Annotated in this window: 23 protein-coding genes; 9 read left to right on the top strand and 14 right to left on the bottom strand. The window is 36.9% G+C overall.

The genetic code is table 11. The features are described from left to right. Both VLZ86_RS01060 and VLZ86_RS01055 read right to left on the bottom strand, forming a co-directional pair. Window positions 1-403: DUF3822 family protein (locus VLZ86_RS01060; RefSeq protein WP_325447822.1), on the bottom strand; the 403-nt coding region annotated here is incomplete at its 3' end. Between the two features lie 4 nt (window positions 404-407). Then, a complete protein-coding gene (locus VLZ86_RS01055) occupies window positions 408-1,133 on the bottom strand; it encodes a hypothetical protein (RefSeq protein ID WP_325447820.1) in 726 nt (241 codons plus the stop codon). Between the two features lie 204 nt (window positions 1,134-1,337). Here VLZ86_RS01055 and VLZ86_RS01050 point away from each other — a divergent pair, with 204 nt between their 5' ends. The 6 genes from VLZ86_RS01050 to VLZ86_RS01025 all read left to right on the top strand — a co-directional run bounded on the left by VLZ86_RS01050 (window position 1,338) and on the right by VLZ86_RS01025 (window position 6,571). Further along, complete coding sequence (locus VLZ86_RS01050; protein WP_325447828.1) at window positions 1,338-2,762, top strand: ATP-dependent DNA helicase; 1,425 nt, start codon at window positions 1,338-1,340, stop codon at window positions 2,760-2,762. A gap of 116 nt (window positions 2,763-2,878) precedes the next feature. Beyond that, window positions 2,879-3,445: a DUF4126 domain-containing protein gene (locus VLZ86_RS01045; RefSeq protein WP_325447826.1), complete on the top strand. Its 567-nt coding sequence runs from the start codon at window positions 2,879-2,881 to the stop codon at window positions 3,443-3,445. A 44-nt stretch (window positions 3,446-3,489) separates the two neighbouring features. Beyond that, entirely contained in the window at window positions 3,490-4,218 is a 729-nt protein-coding gene (kdsB, locus tag VLZ86_RS01040; RefSeq protein WP_325447818.1) for a 3-deoxy-manno-octulosonate cytidylyltransferase, read from the top strand. Next, window positions 4,209-4,919, top strand: a complete 711-nt coding sequence (locus tag VLZ86_RS01035) for an HAD family hydrolase (protein WP_325447816.1) — start codon at window positions 4,209-4,211, stop codon at window positions 4,917-4,919. The genes kdsB and VLZ86_RS01035 overlap by 10 nt, the downstream gene beginning before the upstream one ends. Before the next feature lie 19 nt (window positions 4,920-4,938). Further along, the gene (locus VLZ86_RS01030) at window positions 4,939-6,021 is read left to right on the top strand and encodes an iron-containing alcohol dehydrogenase family protein (RefSeq protein WP_325447814.1); all 1,083 of its coding nucleotides are present in this window, start codon (window positions 4,939-4,941) and stop codon (window positions 6,019-6,021) included. 1 nt (window position 6,022) lies between these two features. Beyond that, window positions 6,023-6,571: a 1-acyl-sn-glycerol-3-phosphate acyltransferase gene (locus tag VLZ86_RS01025; protein ID WP_325447812.1), complete on the top strand. Its 549-nt coding sequence runs from the start codon at window positions 6,023-6,025 to the stop codon at window positions 6,569-6,571. 346 nt (window positions 6,572-6,917) lie between these two features. On the opposite strand, the gene VLZ86_RS01020 is transcribed toward VLZ86_RS01025, so the two are convergent. From VLZ86_RS01020 to gcvT, 6 genes are all read right to left on the bottom strand, one after another. Next, window positions 6,918-7,640: a YebC/PmpR family DNA-binding transcriptional regulator gene (locus VLZ86_RS01020; protein WP_325447810.1), complete on the bottom strand. Its 723-nt coding sequence runs from the start codon at window positions 7,638-7,640 to the stop codon at window positions 6,918-6,920. Between the two features lie 180 nt (window positions 7,641-7,820). Further along, window positions 7,821-9,869, bottom strand: coding sequence for a S41 family peptidase (locus VLZ86_RS01015; protein ID WP_325447808.1), 2,049 nt, complete (start codon window positions 9,867-9,869; stop codon window positions 7,821-7,823). 21 nt (window positions 9,870-9,890) lie between these two features. Next, window positions 9,891-10,181 (bottom strand): 4a-hydroxytetrahydrobiopterin dehydratase, encoded by a 291-nt coding sequence (locus tag VLZ86_RS01010; protein WP_325447807.1) that lies wholly within the window; start codon window positions 10,179-10,181, stop codon window positions 9,891-9,893. Window positions 10,182-10,238: 57 nt separating this feature from the next. Next, a complete protein-coding gene (locus VLZ86_RS01005; RefSeq protein ID WP_325447806.1) occupies window positions 10,239-11,087 on the bottom strand; it encodes a sugar nucleotide-binding protein in 849 nt (282 codons plus the stop codon). Window positions 11,088-11,105: 18 nt separating this feature from the next. Further along, entirely contained in the window at window positions 11,106-12,020 is a 915-nt protein-coding gene (locus VLZ86_RS01000; RefSeq protein ID WP_325447805.1) for a glutaminase, read from the bottom strand. A 3-nt stretch (window positions 12,021-12,023) separates the two neighbouring features. Then, window positions 12,024-13,106, bottom strand: coding sequence for a glycine cleavage system aminomethyltransferase GcvT (gene gcvT / locus VLZ86_RS00995; RefSeq protein WP_325447803.1), 1,083 nt, complete (start codon window positions 13,104-13,106; stop codon window positions 12,024-12,026). Between the two features lie 427 nt (window positions 13,107-13,533). Between gcvT and VLZ86_RS00990 the strand changes: the two genes are divergently transcribed. After that, on the top strand, window positions 13,534-14,169 hold the full coding sequence (locus tag VLZ86_RS00990) for an SDR family oxidoreductase (protein WP_325447801.1): 636 nt from the start codon (window positions 13,534-13,536) through the stop codon (window positions 14,167-14,169). A 60-nt stretch (window positions 14,170-14,229) separates the two neighbouring features. Here VLZ86_RS00990 and thrC read toward each other — a convergent pair whose 3' ends face one another. The 3 genes from thrC to thrA all read right to left on the bottom strand — a co-directional run bounded on the left by thrC (window position 14,230) and on the right by thrA (window position 19,124). Then, window positions 14,230-15,525, bottom strand: a complete 1,296-nt coding sequence (gene thrC / locus VLZ86_RS00985; RefSeq protein WP_325447799.1) for a threonine synthase — start codon at window positions 15,523-15,525, stop codon at window positions 14,230-14,232. 98 nt (window positions 15,526-15,623) lie between these two features. Further along, window positions 15,624-16,547: a homoserine kinase gene (locus VLZ86_RS00980; protein ID WP_325447824.1), complete on the bottom strand. Its 924-nt coding sequence runs from the start codon at window positions 16,545-16,547 to the stop codon at window positions 15,624-15,626. A gap of 132 nt (window positions 16,548-16,679) precedes the next feature. Continuing rightward, entirely contained in the window at window positions 16,680-19,124 is a 2,445-nt protein-coding gene (thrA, locus tag VLZ86_RS00975; RefSeq protein WP_325447797.1) for a bifunctional aspartate kinase/homoserine dehydrogenase I, read from the bottom strand. A gap of 289 nt (window positions 19,125-19,413) precedes the next feature. On the opposite strand from thrA, the gene VLZ86_RS00970 reads away from it, so the two are divergent. Beyond that, window positions 19,414-20,967, top strand: coding sequence for an NAD(P)H-hydrate dehydratase (locus VLZ86_RS00970; RefSeq protein WP_325447795.1), 1,554 nt, complete (start codon window positions 19,414-19,416; stop codon window positions 20,965-20,967). 61 nt (window positions 20,968-21,028) lie between these two features. Here VLZ86_RS00970 and VLZ86_RS00965 read toward each other — a convergent pair whose 3' ends face one another. After that, complete coding sequence (locus VLZ86_RS00965; protein ID WP_325447793.1) at window positions 21,029-22,066, bottom strand: TlpA disulfide reductase family protein; 1,038 nt, start codon at window positions 22,064-22,066, stop codon at window positions 21,029-21,031. Window positions 22,067-22,198: 132 nt separating this feature from the next. On the opposite strand from VLZ86_RS00965, the gene hutH reads away from it, so the two are divergent. After that, complete coding sequence (gene hutH / locus VLZ86_RS00960; protein ID WP_325447791.1) at window positions 22,199-23,710, top strand: histidine ammonia-lyase; 1,512 nt, start codon at window positions 22,199-22,201, stop codon at window positions 23,708-23,710. A gap of 12 nt (window positions 23,711-23,722) precedes the next feature. Here hutH and VLZ86_RS00955 read toward each other — a convergent pair whose 3' ends face one another. Further along, window positions 23,723-24,097: a hypothetical protein gene (locus VLZ86_RS00955; protein WP_325447790.1), complete on the bottom strand. Its 375-nt coding sequence runs from the start codon at window positions 24,095-24,097 to the stop codon at window positions 23,723-23,725. An 82-nt stretch (window positions 24,098-24,179) separates the two neighbouring features. After that, a partial coding sequence (locus VLZ86_RS00950) for an AAA family ATPase (protein WP_325447786.1) occupies window positions 24,180-24,828 on the bottom strand: 649 nt, incomplete at its 5' end.

Below are 24,828 nucleotides of genomic sequence, written 5' to 3'. Positions count from 1 at the left end.
CATACATTTCAAACAGATAATTATTGATGTTGATATACGGAACAGACACATTAATACTCTCGTTGGCCTCTATTTTATCGTGTGAGATAAAATCGGTTTTAATTATTTTCGAACTGAATTTTAGATAATCCGCTGCATTGTCCTCTTCGAAAAACTTTTCGGGCACGAAATTAGAAAGCTCGTTTTGAAAAAGTACTAAAATACTATCAAAAGCATGAGAGAGTAGGGGTTCATTGGCAATGATGCCTTGCAACTCTTTCAATGCGGCTTCAGGTGTTAATTTACTTTTAAAGTTAACACGTTTTAAGTACTCAACTTCAGAGTTGGAACTGTTAAGGATGCAAAAAGAAAGTCCACTCAAACTAATTTGAATGGACAGTTTTTTAAGATTTATTAATTCCAAGTTATTAATCGGTTGAATAGTTTTTAGGCCAGTTACCAATGGTTTTAACTTCTTCCATAGATCCTACCGTAAGTTTAGGTCCGTTTACACCATCAACAGAAACCACTTGTTTTTCTTTTGCAATGAGATTTTTGTCTTCACCGTCAAGAAGGATGGCCTTGTCTACGCTAGCTTCAAAAACAGGAATGTTGTCTAGGAATCCAGCCTTCAATTCAAATTTAGCTCCCGGTTTTCCTACTGGAACATTCATCATTGTCTTATATCTTGTGTCTGCGCCAAATAAAGAGTCTCTTACAGAAACAAAGTTTAAGGTGTCGGTTATGACAATATCCTTCATTATGGTAACACCTCCAAAAAGTTTCGTTCTTTCCACGTCAACTATAGAAGAATCCCTACGTTGTGTAATAGTAAATTTAGCAGTATCAATAAACTTTACTAAATCATCAAAGTTGTCCGTAAACTTTCCGTTTACTTGTTTATATGCCAATTCAGCATCCCTGATATCTTTTAGTTTTTCAATGGCAACATGGTAGCGTTTTTCCTTAAGTTCATTGAATTTGATCTCGCCATAAACTGACATGAAAGTTTGGTAACCAAGAAAAGCAATAATAGCCCATAATACAATATGTAGAATTGGCTTAAAGTTTTTAGGGACAAATTTGTCTATCAACCAAACGATTCCAATCGTGAGAAGGATAACAATTACAATAGCAAGAATTACTGTTAGCATAGTTTGTGAGTTTATTTTTTATAATTGGTCTAACGCAAATCTACAATTTTTTTTAATTCACGAAAACCAAACCTAATAAAAATGATCTAAATTAAAAATGTATTTCAAATAAATTATTTTCACTGGTCAAAAATCCTGTCATAAAGTTCCATCAATTCGTTATAAACCTTACCTTTCCGTTTTTAGAAAATGACTTCTCTCAACATGAACGCCTCCGAATTTTATAAACATTTAAAGCAAAAATTTCCTTTTGAACCTACATTAAAACAAAATATCGTCCTTGATCAGCTGTCTAATTTTGTTTTAGACAGCGATTCTAATCAATTGTATCTTTTAAAAGGATTCGCAGGTACTGGAAAAACGAGTATTATTGGTACCTTAGTTTCCAATTTATGGCACATTAAAAAAAGTGCCGTTTTAATGGCACCAACCGGAAGAGCTGCAAAGGTAATTTCCAATTATTCAGGAAAGGAAGCCTTTACCATTCATAAAAAAATTTATTTCCCAAAAAAAGATAAAGGTGGAGGCGTTAAATTTGTAATGCAACCAAATAAACATCGAAATACCATATTTATAGTGGATGAAGCATCCATGATTCCTGATACGCCATCCGATTCAAATTCCTTTGAAAACGGATCCCTATTAGATGATTTGATGCAGTACGTTTATTCCGGTCATAACTGTAAATTATTGCTCATTGGCGACAAGGCGCAGCTGCCACCTGTAAAATCTGATTTAAGTCCAGCATTAGACTCTGTGCAACTCAATCTCAATTACAACAAAAACGTCATTTCTATGGAATTGGACGAGGTTGTGAGGCAGGAGCAGGATTCCGGAATTTTGATGAATGCAACCAACCTACGTGAAGTATTGGAAGGCCAATTTTATGAATCCTTCAAATTTGATCTAAAAGGGTATTCAGATATTGTGAGATTAATTGATGGATACGAGATTATGGACGCCATTAACGATGGCTACTCAGATCAAGGCCATGAAGAGACCGCCATTATTGTAAGAAGTAATAAACGGGCGAATTTGTACAATAAGCAAATCAGGGAGCGCATCTTAAATAATGAGAATGAACTCACCGTGGGCGATTTTTTAATGGTGGTAAAAAACAATTATTTTTGGGTAAAGCCTACTTCTGAAGCTGGATTTATTGCTAATGGCGATATTATACAAGTTTTGGAAATTTTCAATCTTCAGGATTTATATGGATTTAGATTTGCGGAAGTGAAAGTCCAAATGGTCGATTATCCCAAAATGGCGCCTTTTGAAACGGTCCTTCTTTTAGATACTATTGAGTCGGAATCTCCGTCATTGCCGTACGAAGAATCAAATAGACTGTATCAAGAGGTTCAAAAGGATTATGAAGATGAAACTTCCAATTATAAGAAGTTTCTAAAAATTAAGAATAATAAACATTTCAATGCATTACAGGTCAAATTTTCTTATGCCATAACCTGTCATAAATCTCAAGGTGGCCAATGGCATACGGTTTTTGTGGAACAACCTTATCTACCTAACGGCATTGATAAAGATTATTTGAGATGGCTCTACACCGCGATTACAAGAGCAAAAGAGAAATTATATTTAATAGGATTCCCAGAAGAGTTTTTTGTTTCTTAGGATAGTTTTAGATCCGCTATTCAAGTTTCTTGGATTTTTTAAAATGTCATTTTATGATGAAATTGATAACTTTATGCATTAATAACTAAACAAAAAGCCCGTTTGGGATTTAGGTAATCATGACAGAAACCATCATTAGTATTTGTCTCGGAATAGGTTTGGCCGCATCAGTTGGATTTAGAGTTTTCCTACCCTTGTTCGCGCTTAGCTTGGCATCGTATTTTGATGTTTGGGAGCTCAATTCATCCTGGTTATGGATTGGTAGCCTGACTGCAGTGATAACATTTGGCGTCGCCACGCTGATTGAAATTTTGGCATATTATATTCCTTTTGTCGATAATTTGCTCGATACTATTGCCATCCCGTTAGCAACTATTGCGGGTACAGCGGTTATGGTTTCAACTGTAGCCGATTTAGACCCTATCATTACTTGGGCAATGGCCATCATTGCGGGCGGAGGAACTGCCGCCGCTATAAAAAGTGCCGCAGGAGCTTCGCGAGTGACTTCAACGGTTTCCACTGCAGGATTTGGTAATCCGCTGGTTTCAACCATTGAAACGGGAACGTCATTAGTCATTTCCATCTTTTCAATATTTTTACCAGTAATTGCTTTTGTCTTGGTTATTTTTATTTTGTTTGCCATATACAAACTTTATAAAAAGATTAAACATTCCAAACTGTAAATACTTTAAAAAGCTTTATTTTTGGAAGGAAATCCTTGACCAATATGAAGATAATTTCAATGATTCCGGCGCGTTACAGTGCCACACGTTTCCCAGGCAAATTGATGAAGGATTTAGCAGGGAAAACCGTTATTCTCAGAACTTACGAAGCCACCGTTGCCACCAACCTTTTTGATGATGTGTTTGTGGTAACGGATAGTGCCATTATTTATGACGAGATTGTGAACAATGGTGGCAAAGCCATCATGAGCAAAAAAGAGCATCAATCAGGAAGTGATCGTATTGCAGAAGCGGTTGAAGATCTTGATGTTGATATCGTAGTTAATGTGCAAGGAGATGAGCCCTTTACGGAAAGGGAGAGTTTAGAAAAAGTCTTGAATGCTTTTAAAGATGACCATAAGAAAGAAATTGATCTGGCATCTTTAATGGTTGAAATTCACGATTGGGAAGAAATCAACAACCCAAATACAGTAAAAGTCATTGTAGATCAAAATAATTTTGCGCTTTATTTCTCCAGAAGTCCAATTCCATATCCAAGAGATAAAGAAGCAGGTGCACGCTATTTCAAACACAAAGGTATTTATGCCTTTAGAAAGCAGGCACTTCTGGATTTCTATAAATTGCCCATGCAATTCATTGAAGCTACTGAGAAGATAGAGTGTATTCGTTATTTAGAATATGGCAAACGCATTAAGATGGTAGAAACCCATGTGGAAGGTGTAGAAATAGACACACCGGAAGATTTGGAACGCGCAAAACGTTTATGGAAATAGATTATACCAATATAAAAGTGATTGGTTTTGACGCTGATGATACACTTTGGGTCAATGAAACCTATTTTAGGGATGCAGAACTTGAGTTCTCAAAATTGATGGCAGCTTATGAAACTGCAAATAAGGTTGATCAAGAGCTGTTTAAAAGACAAATAGAGAACTTGCCTTTCTACGGTTACGGAATTAAGGGCTTTATTTTATCAATGGTTGAAATAGCCTTGGAACTATCCAATAATTCGGTCAGTAATGAAACTATTGGCGCCATCCTGAACATTGGAAAGGACATGCTCAATAAACCTGTTGAGCTTCTGGATGGGGTAAATGAGGTTTTGCAAACATTAGCAAAAGAGTATCGATTGATAGTGGTAACCAAAGGTGATCTTTTGGATCAGGAACGTAAGTTAGAGAAATCTGGATTGATGGATTATTTCCATCATATCGAAGTAGTCAGTGACAAAAAGGAAGCTAATTACTCTAAACTACTTAACCACTTGGAAATCAAACCTTCTGAATTTCTAATGATTGGAAACTCTTTAAAATCTGATGTTTTACCTCTAATAAATATCAAAGCCAGAGCAATTCATGTGCCATTCCACACGACTTGGATCCATGAACAAATCGTTCCTAGCAAGCCGGACAACAAAAAATTTAAGACTATAGAGAGTTTATTGGATTTACTTCCAATGTTGAAAAGAATATAAATGATAAGAAGCCAATAAAATGATTTATAAAAATTTTCCCATGGTGTCCAGAGTGGTTTTTGGACGTGGCAGCTTCAATCAATTAAGTGACATCATAGGACCAAAACGATTAAATGTCAAAGCGCCATTTATTTATTTGGTAGATGACGTCTTTAAAGGAAATATATGGTTGACCTCGAGAATTTCTTTGGCCTATGAAGATCAATTGATTTTTATTTCGGCTGATGAAGAACCAAAAACATCTCAAGTTGATGAACTTGTAGAACAAATTATTTTATCTCATAAAGACCGACCATCAGGTATCATTGGCATAGGCGGAGGAACTATCTTAGACTTGGCTAAGGCCGTGTCCATCATGTTGACCAATCCTGGGGAATCTGAAAAATATCAAGGATGGGATTTGGTGAAAACACCAGCCATTTATCACGTTGGGGTGCCTACCATCTCGGGCACAGGAGCTGAAGTTTCCAGAACCACCGTCTTGACAGGACCTGAAAGAAAATTGGGCATCAATTCCGACTATACCCCGTTTGATCAAGTAATTCTAGATCCAGAGTTAACGAAGGACGTTCCTAAAGACCAGTGGTTTTATACCGGAATGGACTGCTATATCCATTGTGTGGAATCATTAAATGGCACTTTCTTAAATGCCTTTAGTAAAAGTTATGGAGAAAAAGCATATGATTTATGTGTGGATATATATGTTGATGGCAAAGACACTGAAGAAGAAATGCAGGATAAATTGATGATGGCCTCCTGGCACGGTGGGATGAGTATAGCATATTCTCAGGTTGGCGTTGCCCACGCTTTGAGCTATGGACTTGGATATCTTTTAGGTACGAAGCATGGTATTGGCAATTGTATTGCTTTTAATCACTTAGAGGAATTTTATCCAGAAGATGTTGCCTTATTTAAAAGGATGAAAGAAATTCATGATATCAAGATTCCTCAGGGTATTTGTTCACAACTTGAAGATTATGAATTTGACATTATGATTGATGTAGCTTTAGGATTGGAGCCCTTGTGGGAAAATGCATTGGGTAAAAATTGGAAACAGACGGCCACAAGGGAAAAATTGAGAAGTCTTTACGAGAAAATGTAGGATGATGGGATTGTCAAAATTATTATACTCAAACATTTTAGGTTGGAAGTTGGCAGGTAATGTCACAATGTCAAAAGACACGATTAAAAAAGCAGTTATCATTGGGGCACCCCACACTAGTTGGCACGACTTTTACATTGCTCTTTTAATGCGACAGGTCATTGGTATAAAATCAAATTTTGTAGCAAAAAAAGAACTTTTTAAATGGCCCTTTAAATACTTTTTTAAAGCTATTGGTGGCGCACCCTTAGATAGACGTCCAGGGCAAAATAAAGTAGAGGCTATTGCCAAATTATTTGAAAGTACTGATGAGTTCAGGTTGGCATTGTCACCCGAGGGCACGAGATTGAAAGTTTTGGAGTGGAAAACAGGTTTTTATTATATTGCAAAAAAGGCGAATGTGCCTATCATCATGTTCACTTTTGATTTTGAACATAAACAAAACAAAATTTCAGAACCTTTTTTTCCGACGGAAGATTTAGAAGCCGATTTTAAGTTCATGCGCAGTTTTTTTGAAGGTGTGAAAGGTAAAGTCCCGGCATTATCCTAAGGGTTCATCCACTTAGGAGCCAAAGGGTCAAAAGGCACTATTTGGCATGCAATTTGAATAGGGTTCAATGCAGCTAACTAGTGAAACATACAGTAAACAATTTTTGTCCCTAAAAAGAAACATTGGTTAATTGCGTCCCAAAAGCTATCTTGTTCCAAAGGTAGCTTTTTATTTTTATCAATATAAAACCATCGTTATAAAATCAACGTAAATATTAGGGATATAAAAGTTATTGATTTTTATATATTAACTTTATTTTCAATGAGAAATCACTGCTATGAGAAAGTGAAAGGCCAACAAGAAATTATTGGCCTTTTGTTTTTATAGGAATAAAATAAAATGATCACTATTCTTCAGTAGTTTCCTCCATCGTATGATATACGTTCTGTACATCGTCATCTTCTTCCAATTTTTCTAAAAGTTTTTCAACATCTTCAGCTTCTTCGGGGGTCAGTTTTTTGGTGACTTGTGGAATACGTTCAAAACCGGAAGATAAAATTTCAATTCCCCTATTTTCCAATTCAGATTGAATAGCTCCAAAACTTTCAAATGGGGCATAGATTAAAATGCCATCATCGTCCATAAATACCTCTTCTGCGCCAAAATCAATGAATTCCAATTCCAATTCCTCCGGATCCAAACCTTCTGCAGGAATCCTGAAATTACAGGTATGGTCAAACATGAACACTACAGAACCGGAAGTACTTAAACTCCCATCACACTTGTTAAAATAACTGCGCACATTTGCAACCGTTCTGGTATTATTATCCGTGGCAGTTTCTACCAAAATGGCAATTCCGTGTGGTGCATAACCTTCAAAAATCACTTCTTTAAAATCTCCTAGACTCTTATCTGATGCTCTTTTGATAGCGCGTTCCACATTGTCTTTAGGCATGTTTACGGCCTTAGCATTCTGGATTACCGCTCTTAAGCGCGCGTTGGTAGCCGGATCAGGACCACCATCTTTAACCGCCATTACAATGTCTTTGCCAATGCGCGTAAACGCTTTACTCATTGCTGACCATCGTTTCATTTTACGTGCTTTACGAAATTCAAAAGCTCTTCCCATGTTAAATTCTAAGTTTAAGTTTAAAATTGTTAAATTAATAGTATGTAGTTGGCAGTTGGCAGTTTTCAGTATTTAGCATCATCTGTCACCCGTCACCCGTCATGCGTCCTCCCATTTTCTGAGCAAATTTAAAAAATCAATTGATCAATCCATATCTGCACACAAAAATAATCAACTTGCTCAACGAAGTTTTGCCTTATGTGCATCCGACAATATAGCTAAGGCCTCCTGAATGTAGATATCAGTAGAAATATCCTCAATTAGGCTTTGATTTAGCTCCAGATCATTACCACTCAATTTATTTTTGGTAGGGGATGTATTTTTGACTGCCACTTTTTTAGTCGCTAAATCAAGCTTTTGATATAAATTGGTCCATAAGGTATTATAATTTTGGACATCTTCATAAATGTTTTTCAAGGTTAGCGCGTAGCTTAAATCTCGGTCAATATAGTTGGTTAACATCGACTTATTTATGTTTTTTATGGCCTTGAAACTTTCATTTCTATCAACGCGGATCTTGCTTTTTGATTGAAGTTCACTTAAAGGTAGTTTTCTATAGGAGCTATACCGAAAAGCAGGAGTTATCGCATCATTGGAGAGTGAAAAAAGACTGTGGATTTCATTGGTTTTAAAACCGTCATATAACGAGGGTAAAATGATATCAGGAACAATCCCAACCGATTGGTGGCTTTTTCCCGTAACCCGATAAAACTTTTCAATGGTCAGTTTGCAAAAACCTATATCATCGGTGTCATCCAAAGGTAAAATAACTTGTGCCGAAGCCTTGCCATGACTTGGTGAGCCAACGATAATGGCGCGGTTATAATCTTGCATTACTCCTGCAAAAAACTCAGAGGCTGAAGCACTAAAGTTATCAATTAGGATGACCATTGGCTTATTGAAAAGGGTGCCTTTAAAGTCGTCTGTTATCGTAAACATATCCCCATTTCCATATTTGAGGATTGCTAACGGACCTTTATTAATGAATAATCCAGAAAGTTCCGCGGCTTCTTTCATAGATCCTCCGCCATTAAATCTTAAGTCTATGATCAAGCCCTTAACGTTTTCTTTTTCCAATATTTGAAGTTGATTCGCGACGTCACGAGCTAATCCATTACCATCAGGAGAGTCGAAATCTGTGTAAAAGCTAGGGATGTTTAAATAGGCGAAATTAGATTTTTCTTTTATTATGAATGCGGTGCAGGAATTTTGTTCAACTTTGAGTTCTGTTTTTGTGAGGGGAATATCTTGGATAGCGCCATTTTGCTTTTTGATCTTGAAAATGAGGGTTTCGTTCTTTTCATTGGCCGTGAATGCCAAAATATCCTCGTTGGACACACAAAAGGTTTCCAATGTTTGGGTGGGAGAAGTCAGCGATTTAATCACATCATTCTCTTCAAAATTCCCATTTAAAAAGGCTGCGCTTCCGGGAGCAATGTAGGCAATGACAATATCCCCGTTTTTATTTTTTGCTGTATCAATCCCAAAGGTCAATTGGTGGTTGGACACCGAATCTTCAAATTGCGATTTATCAGAATCATTATAAAAAAATGAATTCGGATCTTGATAGTTGGCGAAAGCATTCAAAAAGGATTCTTGTGCAAAAACAGTCATCCCACCATTTTTATGGAGGAGTTCATCCAATAAGCAGAGTTGATTTTCAATTATTTTAGGTTTGGCCTCAGCTTCCAAGGTTTTAAAATTGTCTTCCAAATATGAAAAAGTACTGTCCTGTTCCACCAAATGGTCAAGAATGACATAACGAATGCGTTTATTCCAGTATTTCTTAAATGCCAAGTCATCCTTGAAATATCCCGAATTGGGTTCAGCTTTAAAATAGAGCGTATCCTTTCCTGAATAATCAAATGTTTCATCTTTTAAAGTTGCAATATAGTTTTTTGAAGCTTCAATGCGTTGTTGTAGTGTTGCGCTATATTTCTCAACAAAGCTGCAGTCATTGGAAGCAATGGCATCATCAAGTTGAAATTCATCGGATTGGAATAACAACAGATCAGACTGCTTAAAAAACTGTTTATTTTCATCCAATCGGTCTAAGAATAATTTAAACACAGCTTTGGAAAGACCATCATTAAGCGGCTTGGGGCGGAAATGAAATTCCTGTACACGCCGATTTAAAGCATTTATTTGTTTACAAAAAACTGCATCTTCTTGCGCATTAGACAAAGAAATGATGAAACTAAAAGCGATTAAAGCCAGCTTTTTCAACATAATTTAAAATGGAATTTCTTACTATTCCTGAACCTCTACTATGGCCTCAATAGCTTCTGCTAATTTGAAATCTTTTTCTGTTACTCCCTTGGCGCTATGCGTAGATAATGAAATAGTCAATATATTGTAAACGTTAGTCCAATCTGGGTGATGGTTCTGTGCCTCACATTCAAAGGCAATTCTGCTCATGGCACTGAAACAATCCTTGAAATTGTCGAATTCAAACTCCGCATGAAGGGCGTTATCATAATATTCCCAGTCAGGAAAATGCAATAATTTTTTTTCGATGATATCATCAGATAATTTAGACATAATTATGTTTTTTTTAAGTTGTTTAAAATTATTAATTAAAATTGACAAATTATAGAACTAAGAGTTATAATTCATGTAATTGTCCAATTCCTCAAGTAGTTCTATACTGCTAATGTGGAGGTGATTTGGTAGTTTATTGCTTTTGGGCATGACCGCCAAATACCGATCTTCATTGGTTGTATAAACCTGTTTGAAACTGACATGTTCTGAGGTCATCAACTCAACTATTTCCTTAATGAAATCATCATGATGGACTAAATCTGAACTTCCTAAATGGAAGACTCCATATTTGTTCCGATTGATGATATAATGGATTTGTTGGGTCATCTTAAAATCTGTGGTCACATTCATAATCAGATTTGGAAAGATTTCAATGGCTGTTTTTTCTACTATGTGCTCTTTGATTTCCTTTAGGCGAGGGGATTGGGTACCAAAAACCATGGGAAGTCTGATAATAACCACTTTCTTTTTTGGTAAACGGAGAAGCATGTTCTCAATCTTAATCTTGAAATGTCCGTATATACTATCGCTCAAGGTTGTGTCGTCTTCATAACTTGGATATTTGCTGTAAGCATCAAAGACATTAGCCGAGGAAAAGAAAATTGTTTTACAATCATGAGATGCCACATATTCAGCCATGTGCTGATGGGCAATCACCTGTGCATGAAAATCGCCACGCAAACAGGAAATGATGATAGATGGTTTGACAGCTTGGAGAATTTCAAAAATGTCATCCTCTTCCACACGATATTGGAAAAAGTGTTGGTTATTCTCGTACAATTTGTTTGAAAGGTGATACGTGCCAAAAGTTTTAAAATAGGGACCCAGTTCCTTATACAGTGCGTTCCCTATAAAGCCACTGGCTCCAAGGATAAGAATGCGATGTTTGTTGTCTGGTGTCATCATAATAAGGGGCGAAATTTACTAAAAAATAGATAATTTGGTCAAGGTTGTAAACTGTTCCAAAGCTTGCATTCCCAACAATGAATTGCCTTTCATGTTTAATCCTGGCGACCAGACTGAAATGGTAAAATGATTGGGTAATAGTGCAACAATACCACCACCAACACCACTTTTTCCCGGTAGGCCCACTTCAAAAGCAAATTCACCTGCTTCATCATAAAATCCACAGGTCAGCATAATGGCATTGATACGTTTGGCTTGGGTTGCTGAAAGTTGGTTGGTCTTTAAACAACAAGCGCCATGATTTGCAAACATTATAAAGGCTTTAGATAATTGCTCGCAGCTCATTTCAATGGCACATTGATGAAAATAGAAATCCAACACCTCATCCACATCATTTTCTAAATTCCCGTAGGCTTTTAATAAATTGGCGGCGGCATAATTGTTATAGCCTGTCAAACGTTCGGACTCGGCAACCTCTAAATTAAAAGAAATGGTATGGTCATCAACAACGGCCCTTACGTAGTTCAAAAAATCTTCTTTTGGATTTTTAAGCATGCTGACCAAAATATCTGCAATTACGATTGCTCCAGCATTTATTAGCGGATTTCTGGGGATGCCATTTTCCAGTTCCAAAAGTGACAGGTGGTTGAAAGGATTTCCGGAGGGTTCCACATCCACCCTTTGCCACAAATTTTCAGGATACATGGGCAATGCCATGGCAAGTGTTAAAACTTTTGAAATACTCTGAATGGAGAATTTCTTGTTCCAATCGCCAGTTGCAAAAGTTTGACCGTCCAAAAGTCTCAAATGGATTCCAAGATTCTGTCCATCAATATCCGCTAATTCTGGGATATAGTCAGCCACCAGTCCTCTATAAACTTCATCCTTTAAATTATGATGTATGGTATCAATGACCTTTTGGAAGTCGATCATTTATTAAACTTTATAAAATGGCGTTTTTACAATGGTTGCAGGTATGGCATTTTTTCTGATTTGAATATAGATTTTACTTCCCACTTCAGATAAGTTGGTTGGCACATAGCCTAGCCCAATACCCTTATGAAGTGATGGCGACATGGTTCCGGACGTCACTTTCCCAATGATTTCACCTTGATCATCCACAATATCATATCCATGGCGCGGAATGCCTTTTTCGTTAAGTTCAAAACCTACCAATTTATTTTTCGGTCCTTGTTCTTTTTCAGATTTAAGTGCTTCGCTATTGGTGAAGTCCTTTGTGAATTTCGTTACCCAACCCAATCCAGCTTCAATAGGAGAAGTGGTCTCATCAATATCATTTCCGTAAAGGCAATAACCCATTTCTAAACGTAAGGTATCACGAGCGGCCAATCCAATAGGTTTGATTCCGTAAGGGGCGCCGGTTTCAAAAACTTTATCCCAAATGGCTTTTACTTCGGAGTTTTTACAATAAATTTCAAATCCGCCACTTCCGGTATAACCCGTTGCAGAAATGATCACATTGTCAACTCCTGCAAAATCACCCACCACGAAATTGTAAAATTTAATTTCTGAAAGGTCATGGCTTGTCAAGCTTTGCATAGCCTCAACCGCTTTAGGTCCTTGAATAGCCAACAATGAATATTCTGGTGAAAGATCTTTAATGGTGGCACCAACGTCATTTTTGGAGTTGATCCAGTTCCAATCTTTCTCGATATTACTGGCGTTGACTACCAATAAATAAGAGTCTTCTTCCATCTTGTAGATAATCAAATCATCCACAATCCCACCTTCTTCATTTGGTAAATAACTATACTGCGCTTTCCCAACGGTCAATTTTGACGCATCGTTACTGCAAACTTTTTGAATTAACTCAAGAGCATGAGGTCCTTCTATTAAGAATTCACCCATATGCGATACATCAAACACACCAACGCCATTTCTGACGGTTTCATGTTCTATGCTGACACCTTCGTATTGAACAGGCATATTAAATCCTGCGTAGGGAACTAATTTTGCTCCAAGTGCTTCGTGGGTTGCTGTTAAGGCTGTGTTTTTCATAAATTGATTTTTTACTTTAGAGAACCTTTCTTTCGGTAGAAAGGAACGGATATTTTATTTAAAATTCTTTTGTTAAAATATAAACGATGACACTAATTATGCATAGTATCAAAAATGAATGAAGCAATCGTTTTTTAAAGTTCATGTCCGAAAGAAAACTTTCGATTGTACTTCCGAAAATCTTTACAATTCCTACTAATATATCCTCCATAATTTCATCACAAAAGTATCAAAAATTATCTGTTTTAAAAATGATTGACACCGATTAAAAATTTGGTAAAAAGTACTTTGAATGCGTTTTTAAAAATACTTTACACAAGCTCTTAATTAACTTTTGAATGGTCCTTAAAACTTGTTTCAGATGATAAACTTAAGTTAAAAGTCCATTAGAAATTGCCTACGTGTGGATAATCCTTAACTTATAGCTATGGAAAATATATTAGTAGCAGGTGCTAACGGCACCACTGGAAAACAGATTGTAAAACAGTTATCAGAAACCCGAAATTTTAAACCTGTGGCGATGGTGAGAAAAAACGAGCAGATGGCGCAGTTTGAAACGGCTGGTATTGCCACTGTTTTGGGCGATTTGGAACAGGATGTTTCTCATGCCTTTAAAAATATAGATAAAGTGATCTTTGCGGCTGGCTCCGGAGGAAAAAACGTCAAAGGCGTGGATCAGGAAGGTGCGAAACGTTTGATCGATGCATCGAAGAATTCCAATATCAAAAAATTTGTGATGTTGAGCTCAATGGGTGCAAATGCTCCAGAAAAAGCGGAGCAATTGCAGGAGTATTTGAAAGCGAAACAGAATGCCGATGAGCATTTAAAAAACAGTGGTTTAAATTATGCCATCGTAAGGCCGGGAGCGTTGAATAATGATAATGCCACCAACCGCATTCAATTAAAGGAAAAGCTTTCTCAATCAGGAGAAATCAGTAGGGCAGATGTGGCTCAGACCTTGGTGAGCGCCCTAAATGATGACATCGCGAATAAGGTTTCTTTTGAAATACTGAACGGTGACACTTTAATTGGTGAAGCTTTAGAAAAATTCTCCAAAAAATAGAGTTTAAAATATAAACTTCAATTTTGAAAGAGGCAATTTGCCTCTTTCGTTATGTTTAGGTTATACGCTTAAAAGAACAGCTTTCAATTCCTCATAGTGCGCTATCGGAATTGAGATTTTTTCTTGATCCATGACCGCTTCAATCTGCGATGGCAATTCAATTTTTTCCGGAATGACTTCTTCTACCACATTTAAAAATTTGGTAGGATGTGCCGTTTCCAAAAAGACACAATGTGCACCCTCATTATCCTTTAAATACGATTTGCAACCTAAATACCCCACGGCACCATGTGGATCGGCAATATATTTGAAATCGTTATATAATTCCTTTAGAGCTTCTCGAGTTGCATCATCAGAAAAACTATAAGACGATAAGTTAGATTTTAGTTCCTCAAAATTGTTTTTATAAATTTCCTGAATTCTGATAAAGTTACTCGGATTGCCTACGTCCATAGCATTACTGATGGTCTGAACGGAAGGTTTTGGTTGGTAAAGTTGGGTAGTGAGGTATTCTGTCACCACATTATTTTCGTTATTTGATGCGACAAAATGATGGATTGGCAAGCCCAATTGTTGTGCCATCATGCCTGCACAAATATTCCCGAAGTTACCGCTTGGCACAGAAAACACTATATTTTTATGAGTTTTATGAAGTTGTTTATAGGCAAAAAAGAAATAAAACATTTGAGGTAACCACCGTGCGACATTAATTGAATTTGCCGAGGTCAATTGCATTTTACTCGTCAATTCTTCATCTAAAAAAGCGCGTTTTACCATGTCTTGGCAATCATCAAAAACGCCATCTACTTCTAAAGCGGTAATGTTTTGCTTTAGTGTTGTCAATTGTTTTTCTTGAATATCACTTACTTTTCCACTCGGATATAAAATGACCACATTAACCCCTTTCACTCCTAAGAATCCGTTGGCAACAGCGCCTCCTGTATCACCTGAAGTGGCTACTAAAACAGTAACATCTTCTGTATTGTGTTGATTGAAATAACCAAGACAGCGCGCCATGAATCGAGCACCTACATCCTTGAATGCCATGGTTGGACCATGAAAAAGTTCTAAAGTGGACACCTTGTCATTAAGCTCAACAATAGGAAACTCGAACGATAAGGTTTCAGAAATAATGGTTTTCAAAACGTCTTCCGGAATATCTGGACTGACAAATTGCTTTATCGCTTCAAAGGCAATTTCTTCATGGGAGAAAGAATCGATATTTTCAAAAAACGAAGCGGGTAGAGGGGTAATGGTTTCAGGAAAATAAAGTCCTTTATCAGGTGCGATGCCTTTTATAACCGCATCTTTGAATGAGGTGTTGGGGGCTTTTTTGTTTAGTGATTTATAATTCATTTTGTTCTTCTATTTGCCACGAATTCACTAATGTTTTTCAGAATTTCTTTGTGTAACTCTGTGCTTCTCTGTGTAACTCTGTGAAATAACTTTAAAATTTAAATTTCTCTAATTCCTTCTGTATTAATCTTCGACACATACGTTTCAAACGCAATGGATGTTTTAGAATACACATCCCGCATTGCTTTTTCCACGTTTTTTGCATTTTCAATCCCCTTGGACAAGGCAAAAACCGAAGGTCCAGCTCCAGAGATACTTGCGCCTAAAGCTCCATGCTTTAATGCCGCCAGCTTGACCTTTGCAAAATGCGGAATCAATTGACTTCTATGTGGCTCTACAATAACATCTTGCAGACTTCTTTTCAATACCTCATAATCGCTGGTGTGCAAGGCATGAACAAAGCTGCCCAAGTTTGCCCATTGCGTTATCGCATCTTTCAATGGAAATGTCTTGGGTAAAATAGCTCGGGCATCCGAAGTTTTTATTTCGATTTGCGGATGGATGATGGTCGCATAAATATCGTCGGGTGTTGGCAATTGTAATACTTCTAGAGGTGAGGTACATCTAACTAAGGTAAATCCCCCAAAAACACCTGGAGCCAAATTATCTGCATGTTCACTTCCACTGGCTAAGGCTTCACCTTTCATAGCAAAATCCGTCACTTGGGTTTTGTTATATGGTCGTCCTAAAAGCTCATTGATGGCAAAGACACTCCCTGATGCACTGGCGCTACTGCTCCCAATTCCGCTACCTGGTTTAATGTTTTTATAGATCTCAATTTCAAACCCGAAGTTGGGTTTCGCATCCGCAAGCATCGCCAATGCGGAAACTCCAGCAACATTTTTAGTGGCGTCAAGTGGCAGATCATAGCCTTCGACTTTAGTGATAAAAATCCCTTTTCTATCTATCTTTCTGATAACCATCTCGTCACCAATCGTATCCAAGCAGAACCCAAGGACGTCATATCCGCAGGATACATTGGCTACCGTTGCCGGTGAGAATATTCTGATTTCGTTTTTAATCACAAGTTTTTATTTTTCGTCAGGTTCCGATAGCTATTGGGACCATTAACCTATATCATTTCGTCTACTGAAGCATTTACGGTATGGGAACCCTTAATACTTAGTTCTTCTTACTTAATACTAATAGTCAGTCTAATTCCCAATCCTGATGATATCCGCAAACAGCCCTGAAGCAGTCACGTCCGCACCAGCTCCGGCACCTTTAATAATTAGAGGCTGTTCTGGATACCGTTGTGTATAAAACATAACAATATTATCTTTTCCTTTTAAATTATAAAATGGATGATCGCTTGGGATTTCCTTTAAACCAACTTTTGCCTTTTCACCATTAAACTCGGCTACATATTTCAACTGACAATCATTCTTTTTCGCAGAGGCATATAACTTTTGGAAATGTTCTTCATCTTCAATTAAAGTTTTGTAAAAATCGTCAACCGAATCGCTTTTTAAATTGTTTTCGGTTAAGAAAGAATCATTTTCTATATCTTCCAAATTCATTTTTGTACCACTTTCACGAGCCAAAATCAATATTTTACGAGCAACATCCACACCGCTCAAATCGATTCGTGGATCAGGTTCAGTATAGCCTTCTTTTTGAGCTTGTTTTACGACATCATGAAACTTTGTGGTGTCATCAAAATTATTAAACACAAAGTTTAAACTTCCTGAAAGTACGGCTTGAATGGAGGTTATTTTGTCACCTGATGCAATGAGGTGATTCAACGTATCAATAATTGGTAAGCCGGCGCCAACATTGGTTTCAAATAAAAATGGCGCATTGTATTTTACGGATAATCTTTTAAGATTGCTATAGTTATCATAAGTACTTGAGCACGCAATTTTGTTACACGCAACAACAGCAATGCTTTCCTTGAGGTAATCGGCATAAACTCTAGAAACTTCTTCATTAGCTGTTACATCCACAAAAATACTGTTGCGCAGGTTAAAACTCTTGATGCGCTCTAAAAATCCTTCGAGTGTCGCTTTCTCTCCAGACGCCAATTGTTCTTTCCAGGATTTTAAGGAAAGTCCAGACTCATCGAAAATCATAGTTCTTGAATTGGATAGCCCAATTACTCTCATATTGATTTTCAAATGCTCTTTTACATACTTTTTTTGTTGATGGATTTGTTCCACGAGGCGTTCACCCACATTTCCAACACCAGTAATATAGACATTCAACTGCTTGGTCTGGTCTTCAAAAAAGCTTTCGTGAATGGTATTTAATGCCTTTTTTACATCCTTTTCAGCAATCACGGCTGAAATATTTTTTTCTGATGCACCTTGAGCAATTGCCCTTATATTGATATTGTTTTTTCCTAAGGCGCTAAACATTCGGCCACTAATGCCTTGGTGATTTTTCATGTTATCTCCAACCAAAGCTACAATGGATAAATCTTTCTCAACAATAATCGGATCAATTTTCAGTAAAGAAATTTCGTTTTCAAAAGTCAAATTAATACTTTCAGCTGCAAGAGATGCATCATTTTCATCAATTCCAAAACAAATGGAATGCTCAGAAGAGGCCTGTGTTATAAAGATGACATTTATTTTTTCCTGAGCCAAGGTCTCAAAAAGTCGCTTTGAAAATCCAGGGATCCCTATCATTCCATTTCCTTGCAAGGTCAATAAAGCGATGTTACTGATATTACTGATGCCTTTTGCGGCCTTAGAGAAACCATTGCTTTTGTCGCTGGTAATGACCGTTCCGTGGGCCTCAGGATCGTTGGTGTTCTTAATAAGAATAGGAATGTCTAAAACGAGAACTGGCTGAAGCGATGGGGGATAGAGGACTTTTGCTCCAAAATGCGACAATTCCATAGCTTCTTGATAAGATAACCTTTCAATAGGATAGGCTTGTTTTACAAGTTTAGGATTTGCGGTATACATGCCGCTGACGTCTGTCCAAATCTCCAGTCGGTTGACTTTCAGAGCAGCTGCAACAATGGCGGCTGTAAAGTCTGAACCACCACGTCCTAATGTGGTGATTTCCCCAGAATCGGATTTTGAAATAAAGCCAGGAAGGATCGTGATTTTTTGATTGGCATTCTTGAAATATTCACGGATATTCATGTTTGTAACGCCAAAATTAACTTCGGCTTTAGTAAATTTTGAATTGGTTACTAGAAGATCCTGACTATTTTTTCTTACGGCATTCAAACCTTGACTCTTCATGGTTTCTGCAATAATATAAGACGAAAGTAGTTCTCCAAAACTCACCAATTTATCTGATGTTTTTGGAGAAAGTTCATTGATTAGGTAAATGCCATCCAACAAGCTTTTTAAGATGGTCAATTTGCTTTCAATATATTCTTTTACAGTATCATTTTGTTTGGGAATAAGTTCAGATAGAAGATTGAGATGAATCTCCTTAATTGACTTAAATTCAGAAAGATAACTTTCGTTCTTTTGTTGAGCAAATTCACCTGCCCTCAATAATTTATCGGTGATGCCACCTACCGCTGAAACCACACAAATTACAGATTCCTTTTGCGAATAATTATCGAGAATGGCAATGACTTTTTTAATGTTTTCTGAGGAACCCACTGAGGTGCCTCCAAATTTCAATACGTTCATAGTTGGTGATATGATGGATTAAAAATAATAACTGAAAAATTATAATAAATGGGAAAATATAGGACGAGATAAAATATAACTATTAACCCCAAAGGGTAATAATGTTAAAAGTAATGTTGCCTTCGGAAGTGCTAAAGGTCATGAAAACATTTTTTATGTGCTGTAAAGTATGCATATCTTGTTCTATACCTTTCAAAAGTATTATTTTTACTGTAATAAAAAAATTTACAGCGCACTTTTAGAAATAAAAAATAAATAATTAGACATATCACAAAAAAAGACCATTATAATGAAGATATTCTCAAAAGAACAAATCTATGAAGGCGATAAGCTAACGGCCAAGAAACAAAATATCAGCTCTACAGAATTGATGGAACGTGCGGGTACGCAAATATTTAATTGGATCCATCAACGTATGCAAGGTGCCCAAGTACCCATTCACGTGTTTTGTGGAATTGGCAATAATGGTGGCGACGGATTGGTATTGGCCAGACAATTGATCAATTATGGATATAATGTGCATACGTATGTGGTGAACTGCAGTGATAAGCGCACACAGGATTTTTTGATAAATTATGATCTGATCAAACAAACCACAAAGAAATGGCCAATAATGCTCAATTGTAAAGCAGATTTTCCTTCTATTGGTCCTGATGATATCATTGTGGATGCCGTTTTTGGAATTGGATTAAATAGACCGCCAAATGAATGGGTGAAAGGTCTTTTTCAACATTTTAAAGCATCAAAGGCCTTTACCCTGTCTATTGATTTACCCTCAGGATTGTATGCCGATAAGATTCCAGAAGATGAAAATGGAGTGGTTTGGGCAGATTACACGTTGAGTTTTCAATCGCCTAAATTGGTGTTTTTCCTTCCTGATACGTCCAAATATACCCGACAATGGGAAGCGATTGATATAGGAATTGACCTAGAATTTTTACAACAGACAGAAACTGAAGTGGAGCTCATTGGAAAAAATGAAATGTTGCCCGTCTATATACCAAGGGAAAAATTCTCGAATAAAGGCACCTATGGCCACGGATTGCTCGTTGGTGGCAGTTATGGCAAAATAGGGGCGATGATACTTTCTGCACGGGCCATGTTGGCTTCGGGTGCAGGTTTGGTCACCACGTTTATTCCGAAATGTGGTTATATTCCCCTGCAATCAGTTGTACCAGAGGCTATGGTCCTTACTGATATTGATGAGGAGAAACTAACTGCAATCAAATTTGATTTTGCACCTACTGCTATAGGTATTGGTATGGGAATGGGGCAGGAGGAGGACACCCACGACGCGTTTCAAAAGTTTCTAAAATCCAATAGTGTTCCTTTAGTTATTGATGCGGACGGTATCAATTTGCTGTCCAAACATAAAGACGATTTAAAATTATTGAAACCTCAAACCGTATTAACGCCACATCCTAAAGAGCTGGAGCGTCTATTGGGGAAATGGAAAAACGATTTTGATAAATTGAAAAAAGCCAAAGCGTTCTCAAAGAAATATAAATGTATTTTGGTCATTAAGGGCGCCCATACCATAACAGTATTAGAAGACAAATTGTACGTCAATTCTACAGGTAACCCGGGATTGGCAACAGGGGGGACGGGAGACGTCTTGACAGGTATTATTACCGGACTTATTGGTCAGGGCTATGAACCTTTAACCGCAAGCCTGTTTGGTGTTTATTTGCATGGAAAATCGGCAGACATCGCTGTTGAAGATTATGGCTATCATAGCTTAACCGCAAGTCATGTGGTTGACTATATTGCTCAGGCGTTTCTTGATCTGTTTGCAATGCCGCCGGCTCAGCCACAGGAAGAAAACGAAGAGGTACATTTATAAAATAAAAAAACCGCACGAGATAAATATAAGTGCGGTTTTAAATCATTTTTATTTTATCAGTTTAGATACTTAAACTATCAAATAGTTCTATAAGTTTTTTACTAGACGGCCGTGGAGCGTTTGCATCAACAACATTGCCATTTGGATCTATTAAGATAAATCTTGGAATACCATTAATTTTATAGTCTTTAACGAAATCTGACTGCCAGTTTTTATCAGAAAACAACTGTAACCCGATTAAGTTTTCTTCTTCAACCATAGTTCTCCATTTTGATTTGGCAACCTCTAAATCGCCACCGCCACTTCTCATTGCATCATCAATAGAAATGCTCACAAATTGAATGTTTCTATCGGCATACTTTGCATCCAATTCTTTTAATGAAGGGATTTCCGCTATACAAGGTCCACACCAGGTAGCCCATACATCAACATAAACATACTTCCCTTTTAGGTCAGACAAAGAGGTCGTTCCGCCTTTGTGATTCTCATAGTTTTCAAAAGTTGGAGAAGGAGAACCGGCTGGGAATTGTTCTCTGATGGCAATTGTTTCAGCAAAATAATTATGATACATATTAAGCATTGGCTCTAAGTTTGCTTTAGCCATATTGGTGAGCGTTGAGTCTATATTTTCATTACGATTATAGAATGCGAGTAATTCCTTTCTAATGTCTTCAATCTCTTTATTAAGACCGTCCGAGGTTAAACTGCTCAATTTATCCTGGTCCAGTAATTTTCTTTCTAACTGCATTTGTTCCGTCAGGTAATTATTATGCTCAGATCCACGCCCGGAAAATTTTACTGTTTTCTCTAAATCGTCCATATCTGCGTTCATTTTGATGTCGAACCCATTTTTTAAGAAGATTGGCGCTGCGATGTTTCCATTAAAAAATCCGAAAACTTCAGGGGCATTGATTTTTAGTGTGTCTGAAAAAGTCCCGTCAGGAGCAACTAGAATTGTTTTGGTTAACATTCTACTTCGTAACAAAATTGAATCGCTGGTTTTATTGTCGATTTTTCCAGAAAGAGTGACATAGTCCTTAGGTTCTTCCTTACATGACACTATAGTCAATACACATAAGAGAATAAATAAATTTTTCATTTTATAATTTGAATTTTAAAATTTTTCAAAAGTAAGAGTTTGTGGACACAATAATATAAAATTTCATTAATTATTAACATTTGTTGCATAATGCAAAGGTTATGCTGATTTTTGAACACAGAAAAAACAGCCATGACATTAACACACTCCATATCTTCCCTAACATTAGAATTAGCGACTATTAGCGATATTCTCTTTTATGATAAAAAGTTAGAACTTTCAAAAGAGGCTATTACCAAAATAAATAACTGTAGAAACTACTTAGATGAGAGAATGGTTGGACAAGATGAACCTATATATGGTATCAATACTGGCTTTGGCTCATTGTACAATGTGAAAATATCTAAAGACAAACTCACCCAACTACAAGAGAATTTAGTGATGTCCCATGCTTGCGGTATTGGTGATCAAGTACCAAATAATATTGTGAAATTGATGCTGTTGCTGAAGATTCAGTCTTTGAGTTATGGCCATAGTGGCGTACAATTAGAAACAGTTTTGCGCTTGATTGATTTTTATAATCATGATGTTTTACCTGTTATTTACACCCAAGGTTCTTTAGGTGCCTCTGGAGATCTAGCGCCTTTGGCACATCTTGCTTTGCCTTTAATTGGTAAGGGAGAAGTGTTTTACAACGGGCAGGTGCGGCCTGCTCAAGAGGTTATGGACGCTTTCAAATGGCAGCCAATTACGCTCTTATCCAAAGAAGGATTGGCCCTTTTAAATGGCACCCAATTTATGAGTGCTTATGGTGTCCATTTGCTATTGAAATCTTATAAGTTGTCGTATTTGGCGGATTTTATAGGAAGTATTTCCTTGGATGCATTCGATGGAAGGATTGAACCATTTAACGAATTGGTGCATTTGGTAAGGCCCCATAATGGCCAATTGAAAACAGCCAAACGCATCCGAGAGTTCCTGCAAGACAGTGAACTTATTTCACAACAAAAACAACATGTTCAGGATCCTTATTCTTTTAGATGTATACCTCAAGTTCATGGCGCTACAAAAGATACTTTGGAGTTTGTGCATAACACCATAAAAACCGAAATCAATTCGGTTACAGACAATCCCAATATATTCATTGAAGAAAATGAAATTATATCGGGTGGCAATTTTCATGGGCAACCATTGGCTTTGGCTTTAGATTATTTAAAGATTGCCATGGCCGAATTGGGAAATATCTCTGAACGACGTATTTATCAACTCATTTCTGGTCAAAGGGGTCTTCCAACGTTTCTGGTAGATAATCCTGGTCTCAATTCGGGATTTATGATTCCACAATATACGGCCGCAAGCATTGTAAGTGCAAATAAACAGCTGGCCACCCCGGCAAGTGTGGATTCCATTGTTTCTTCAAACGGTCAAGAAGACCATGTGAGTATGGGAGCGAATTCCGCAACACAAGCACATACTTTAATTTACAATGTTGAGCGCATTTTGGCAATCGAATTATTGAATGCCGCCCAAGCAATTGCTTTTAGAAAACCTGCAACATCCTCACCATTAATCGAATCGTTCTTAAAGAGTTATCACAGTGAAATTAAATTTGTTACTCAAGATGAAATATTCCATGATCTTATAAAAAAGTCGATTCAGTTCATTACTGATTTTTCTATTGACAATGATCTACTTTTCGATTGAAAAAAAATGGGATCATTCTTCATGATTTAAAATGGACTTTGTCCAGGAAATGGCTTTGGCCATATCGTCGAAAATTTCAAATGGCTTTGTAAGAAATAACTTCTCCACTTCAGCGTTGGATTTTGCCTTGTAACCTTTTGAAACCACAGCAAAGCCTTTAAGGTTTTTAATCTTTGAGGTCTCAATATAGGTTGCTGGATCCACGGCATAGGAGTTTATCCGATGTGATATATAAACAAATTTCTTGTTGCGAAAATACGTTTCCACCACGTTGTTAAGTTCAATATTGTGTTTAGGAGAAATAATTATGCCTTCGTTGATAGTGACAATAACATAGGAATCATAAATGTGCATCTCACAAAAATCAAATTTTAATAAATCTGTCATATCTAAAGTTAATCAATTACCAAATAAACGCAAAAAAGCATCTGCTAAATTACAGATGCTTTATTTTACTTATGAGGAACAGTTAAGACTCGGTTTGTGTTTCAGGTTTTTCAATCTTAATGACCAATTCATTTGTTTCTGAATCCAAATCCATGGTTATGGTATCTCCTTCACTTATTTTAGCAGAAATTATTTCTTCTGCCAAGGTGTCTTCAACATATTTTTGAATTGCACGTTTTAAAGGTCGAGCGCCATATTGTTGATCAAATCCTTTCTCAGCAATATAATCTTTAGCTTCAGAAGTGAGGATAAGTTCATAGCCTAAATCTTTAATGCGAATGATCAATTTCTCCAGTTCAATATCAATAATTTTATTGATATGTTCTTTTTCTAAAGTATTGAATACCATGACGTCGTCAATACGGTTCAAGAACTCCGGTGCAAATGCTTTTTTAAGTGCATTTTCAATAATGCTTCTAGTATTATCACTGGCCTGAGCAACTTTTGCAGCTGTTCCAAAACCAACACCTTGTCCAAAATCCTTTAATTTACGAGCCCCTATATTGGAGGTCATGATAATGATGGTGTTTCTAAAATCAATCTTTCGACCAAGACTATCCGTCAGGTAACCATCATCCAAAACCTGTAAAAGCATATTAAATACATCCGGATGTGCTTTTTCAATTTCGTCCAGTAAAACCACTGCATACGGTTTACGTCTAATTTTCTCG

Source organism: Gelidibacter sp. (assembly GCF_035515035.1).
Taxonomy (GTDB): domain Bacteria; phylum Bacteroidota; class Bacteroidia; order Flavobacteriales; family Flavobacteriaceae; genus Gelidibacter.
This window is presented reverse-complemented; position numbering and strand designations above follow the sequence as displayed.

Bases quoted from the DNA above. Each gene is read 5' to 3' on its own strand.
- VLZ86_RS01055 (WP_325447820.1), bottom strand. From the start codon at position 1,133: ATGCTAACAGTAATTCTTGCTATTGTAATTGTTATCCTTCTCACGATT.
- VLZ86_RS01050 (WP_325447828.1), top strand. From the start codon at position 1,338: ATGAACGCCTCCGAATTTTATAAACATTTAAAGCAAAAATTTCCTTTT.
- kdsB (WP_325447818.1), top strand. From the start codon at position 3,490: ATGAAGATAATTTCAATGATTCCGGCGCGTTACAGTGCCACACGTTTC.
- VLZ86_RS01035 (WP_325447816.1), top strand. From the start codon at position 4,209: ATGGAAATAGATTATACCAATATAAAAGTGATTGGTTTTGACGCTGAT.
- VLZ86_RS01030 (WP_325447814.1), top strand. From the start codon at position 4,939: ATGATTTATAAAAATTTTCCCATGGTGTCCAGAGTGGTTTTTGGACGT.
- VLZ86_RS01025 (WP_325447812.1), top strand. From the start codon at position 6,023: ATGATGGGATTGTCAAAATTATTATACTCAAACATTTTAGGTTGGAAG.
- VLZ86_RS01020 (WP_325447810.1), bottom strand. From the start codon at position 7,640: ATGGGAAGAGCTTTTGAATTTCGTAAAGCACGTAAAATGAAACGATGG.
- VLZ86_RS01015 (WP_325447808.1), bottom strand. From the start codon at position 9,869: ATGTTGAAAAAGCTGGCTTTAATCGCTTTTAGTTTCATCATTTCTTTG.
- VLZ86_RS01010 (WP_325447807.1), bottom strand. From the start codon at position 10,181: ATGTCTAAATTATCTGATGATATCATCGAAAAAAAATTATTGCATTTT.
- VLZ86_RS01005 (WP_325447806.1), bottom strand. From the start codon at position 11,087: ATGATGACACCAGACAACAAACATCGCATTCTTATCCTTGGAGCCAGT.
- VLZ86_RS01000 (WP_325447805.1), bottom strand. From the start codon at position 12,020: ATGATCGACTTCCAAAAGGTCATTGATACCATACATCATAATTTAAAG.
- gcvT (WP_325447803.1), bottom strand. From the start codon at position 13,106: ATGAAAAACACAGCCTTAACAGCAACCCACGAAGCACTTGGAGCAAAA.
- VLZ86_RS00990 (WP_325447801.1), top strand. From the start codon at position 13,534: ATGGAAAATATATTAGTAGCAGGTGCTAACGGCACCACTGGAAAACAG.
- thrC (WP_325447799.1), bottom strand. From the start codon at position 15,525: ATGAATTATAAATCACTAAACAAAAAAGCCCCCAACACCTCATTCAAA.
- thrA (WP_325447797.1), bottom strand. From the start codon at position 19,124: ATGAACGTATTGAAATTTGGAGGCACCTCAGTGGGTTCCTCAGAAAAC.
- VLZ86_RS00970 (WP_325447795.1), top strand. From the start codon at position 19,414: ATGAAGATATTCTCAAAAGAACAAATCTATGAAGGCGATAAGCTAACG.
- VLZ86_RS00965 (WP_325447793.1), bottom strand. From the start codon at position 22,066: ATGAAAAATTTATTTATTCTCTTATGTGTATTGACTATAGTGTCATGT.
- hutH (WP_325447791.1), top strand. From the start codon at position 22,199: ATGACATTAACACACTCCATATCTTCCCTAACATTAGAATTAGCGACT.
- VLZ86_RS00955 (WP_325447790.1), bottom strand. From the start codon at position 24,097: ATGACAGATTTATTAAAATTTGATTTTTGTGAGATGCACATTTATGAT.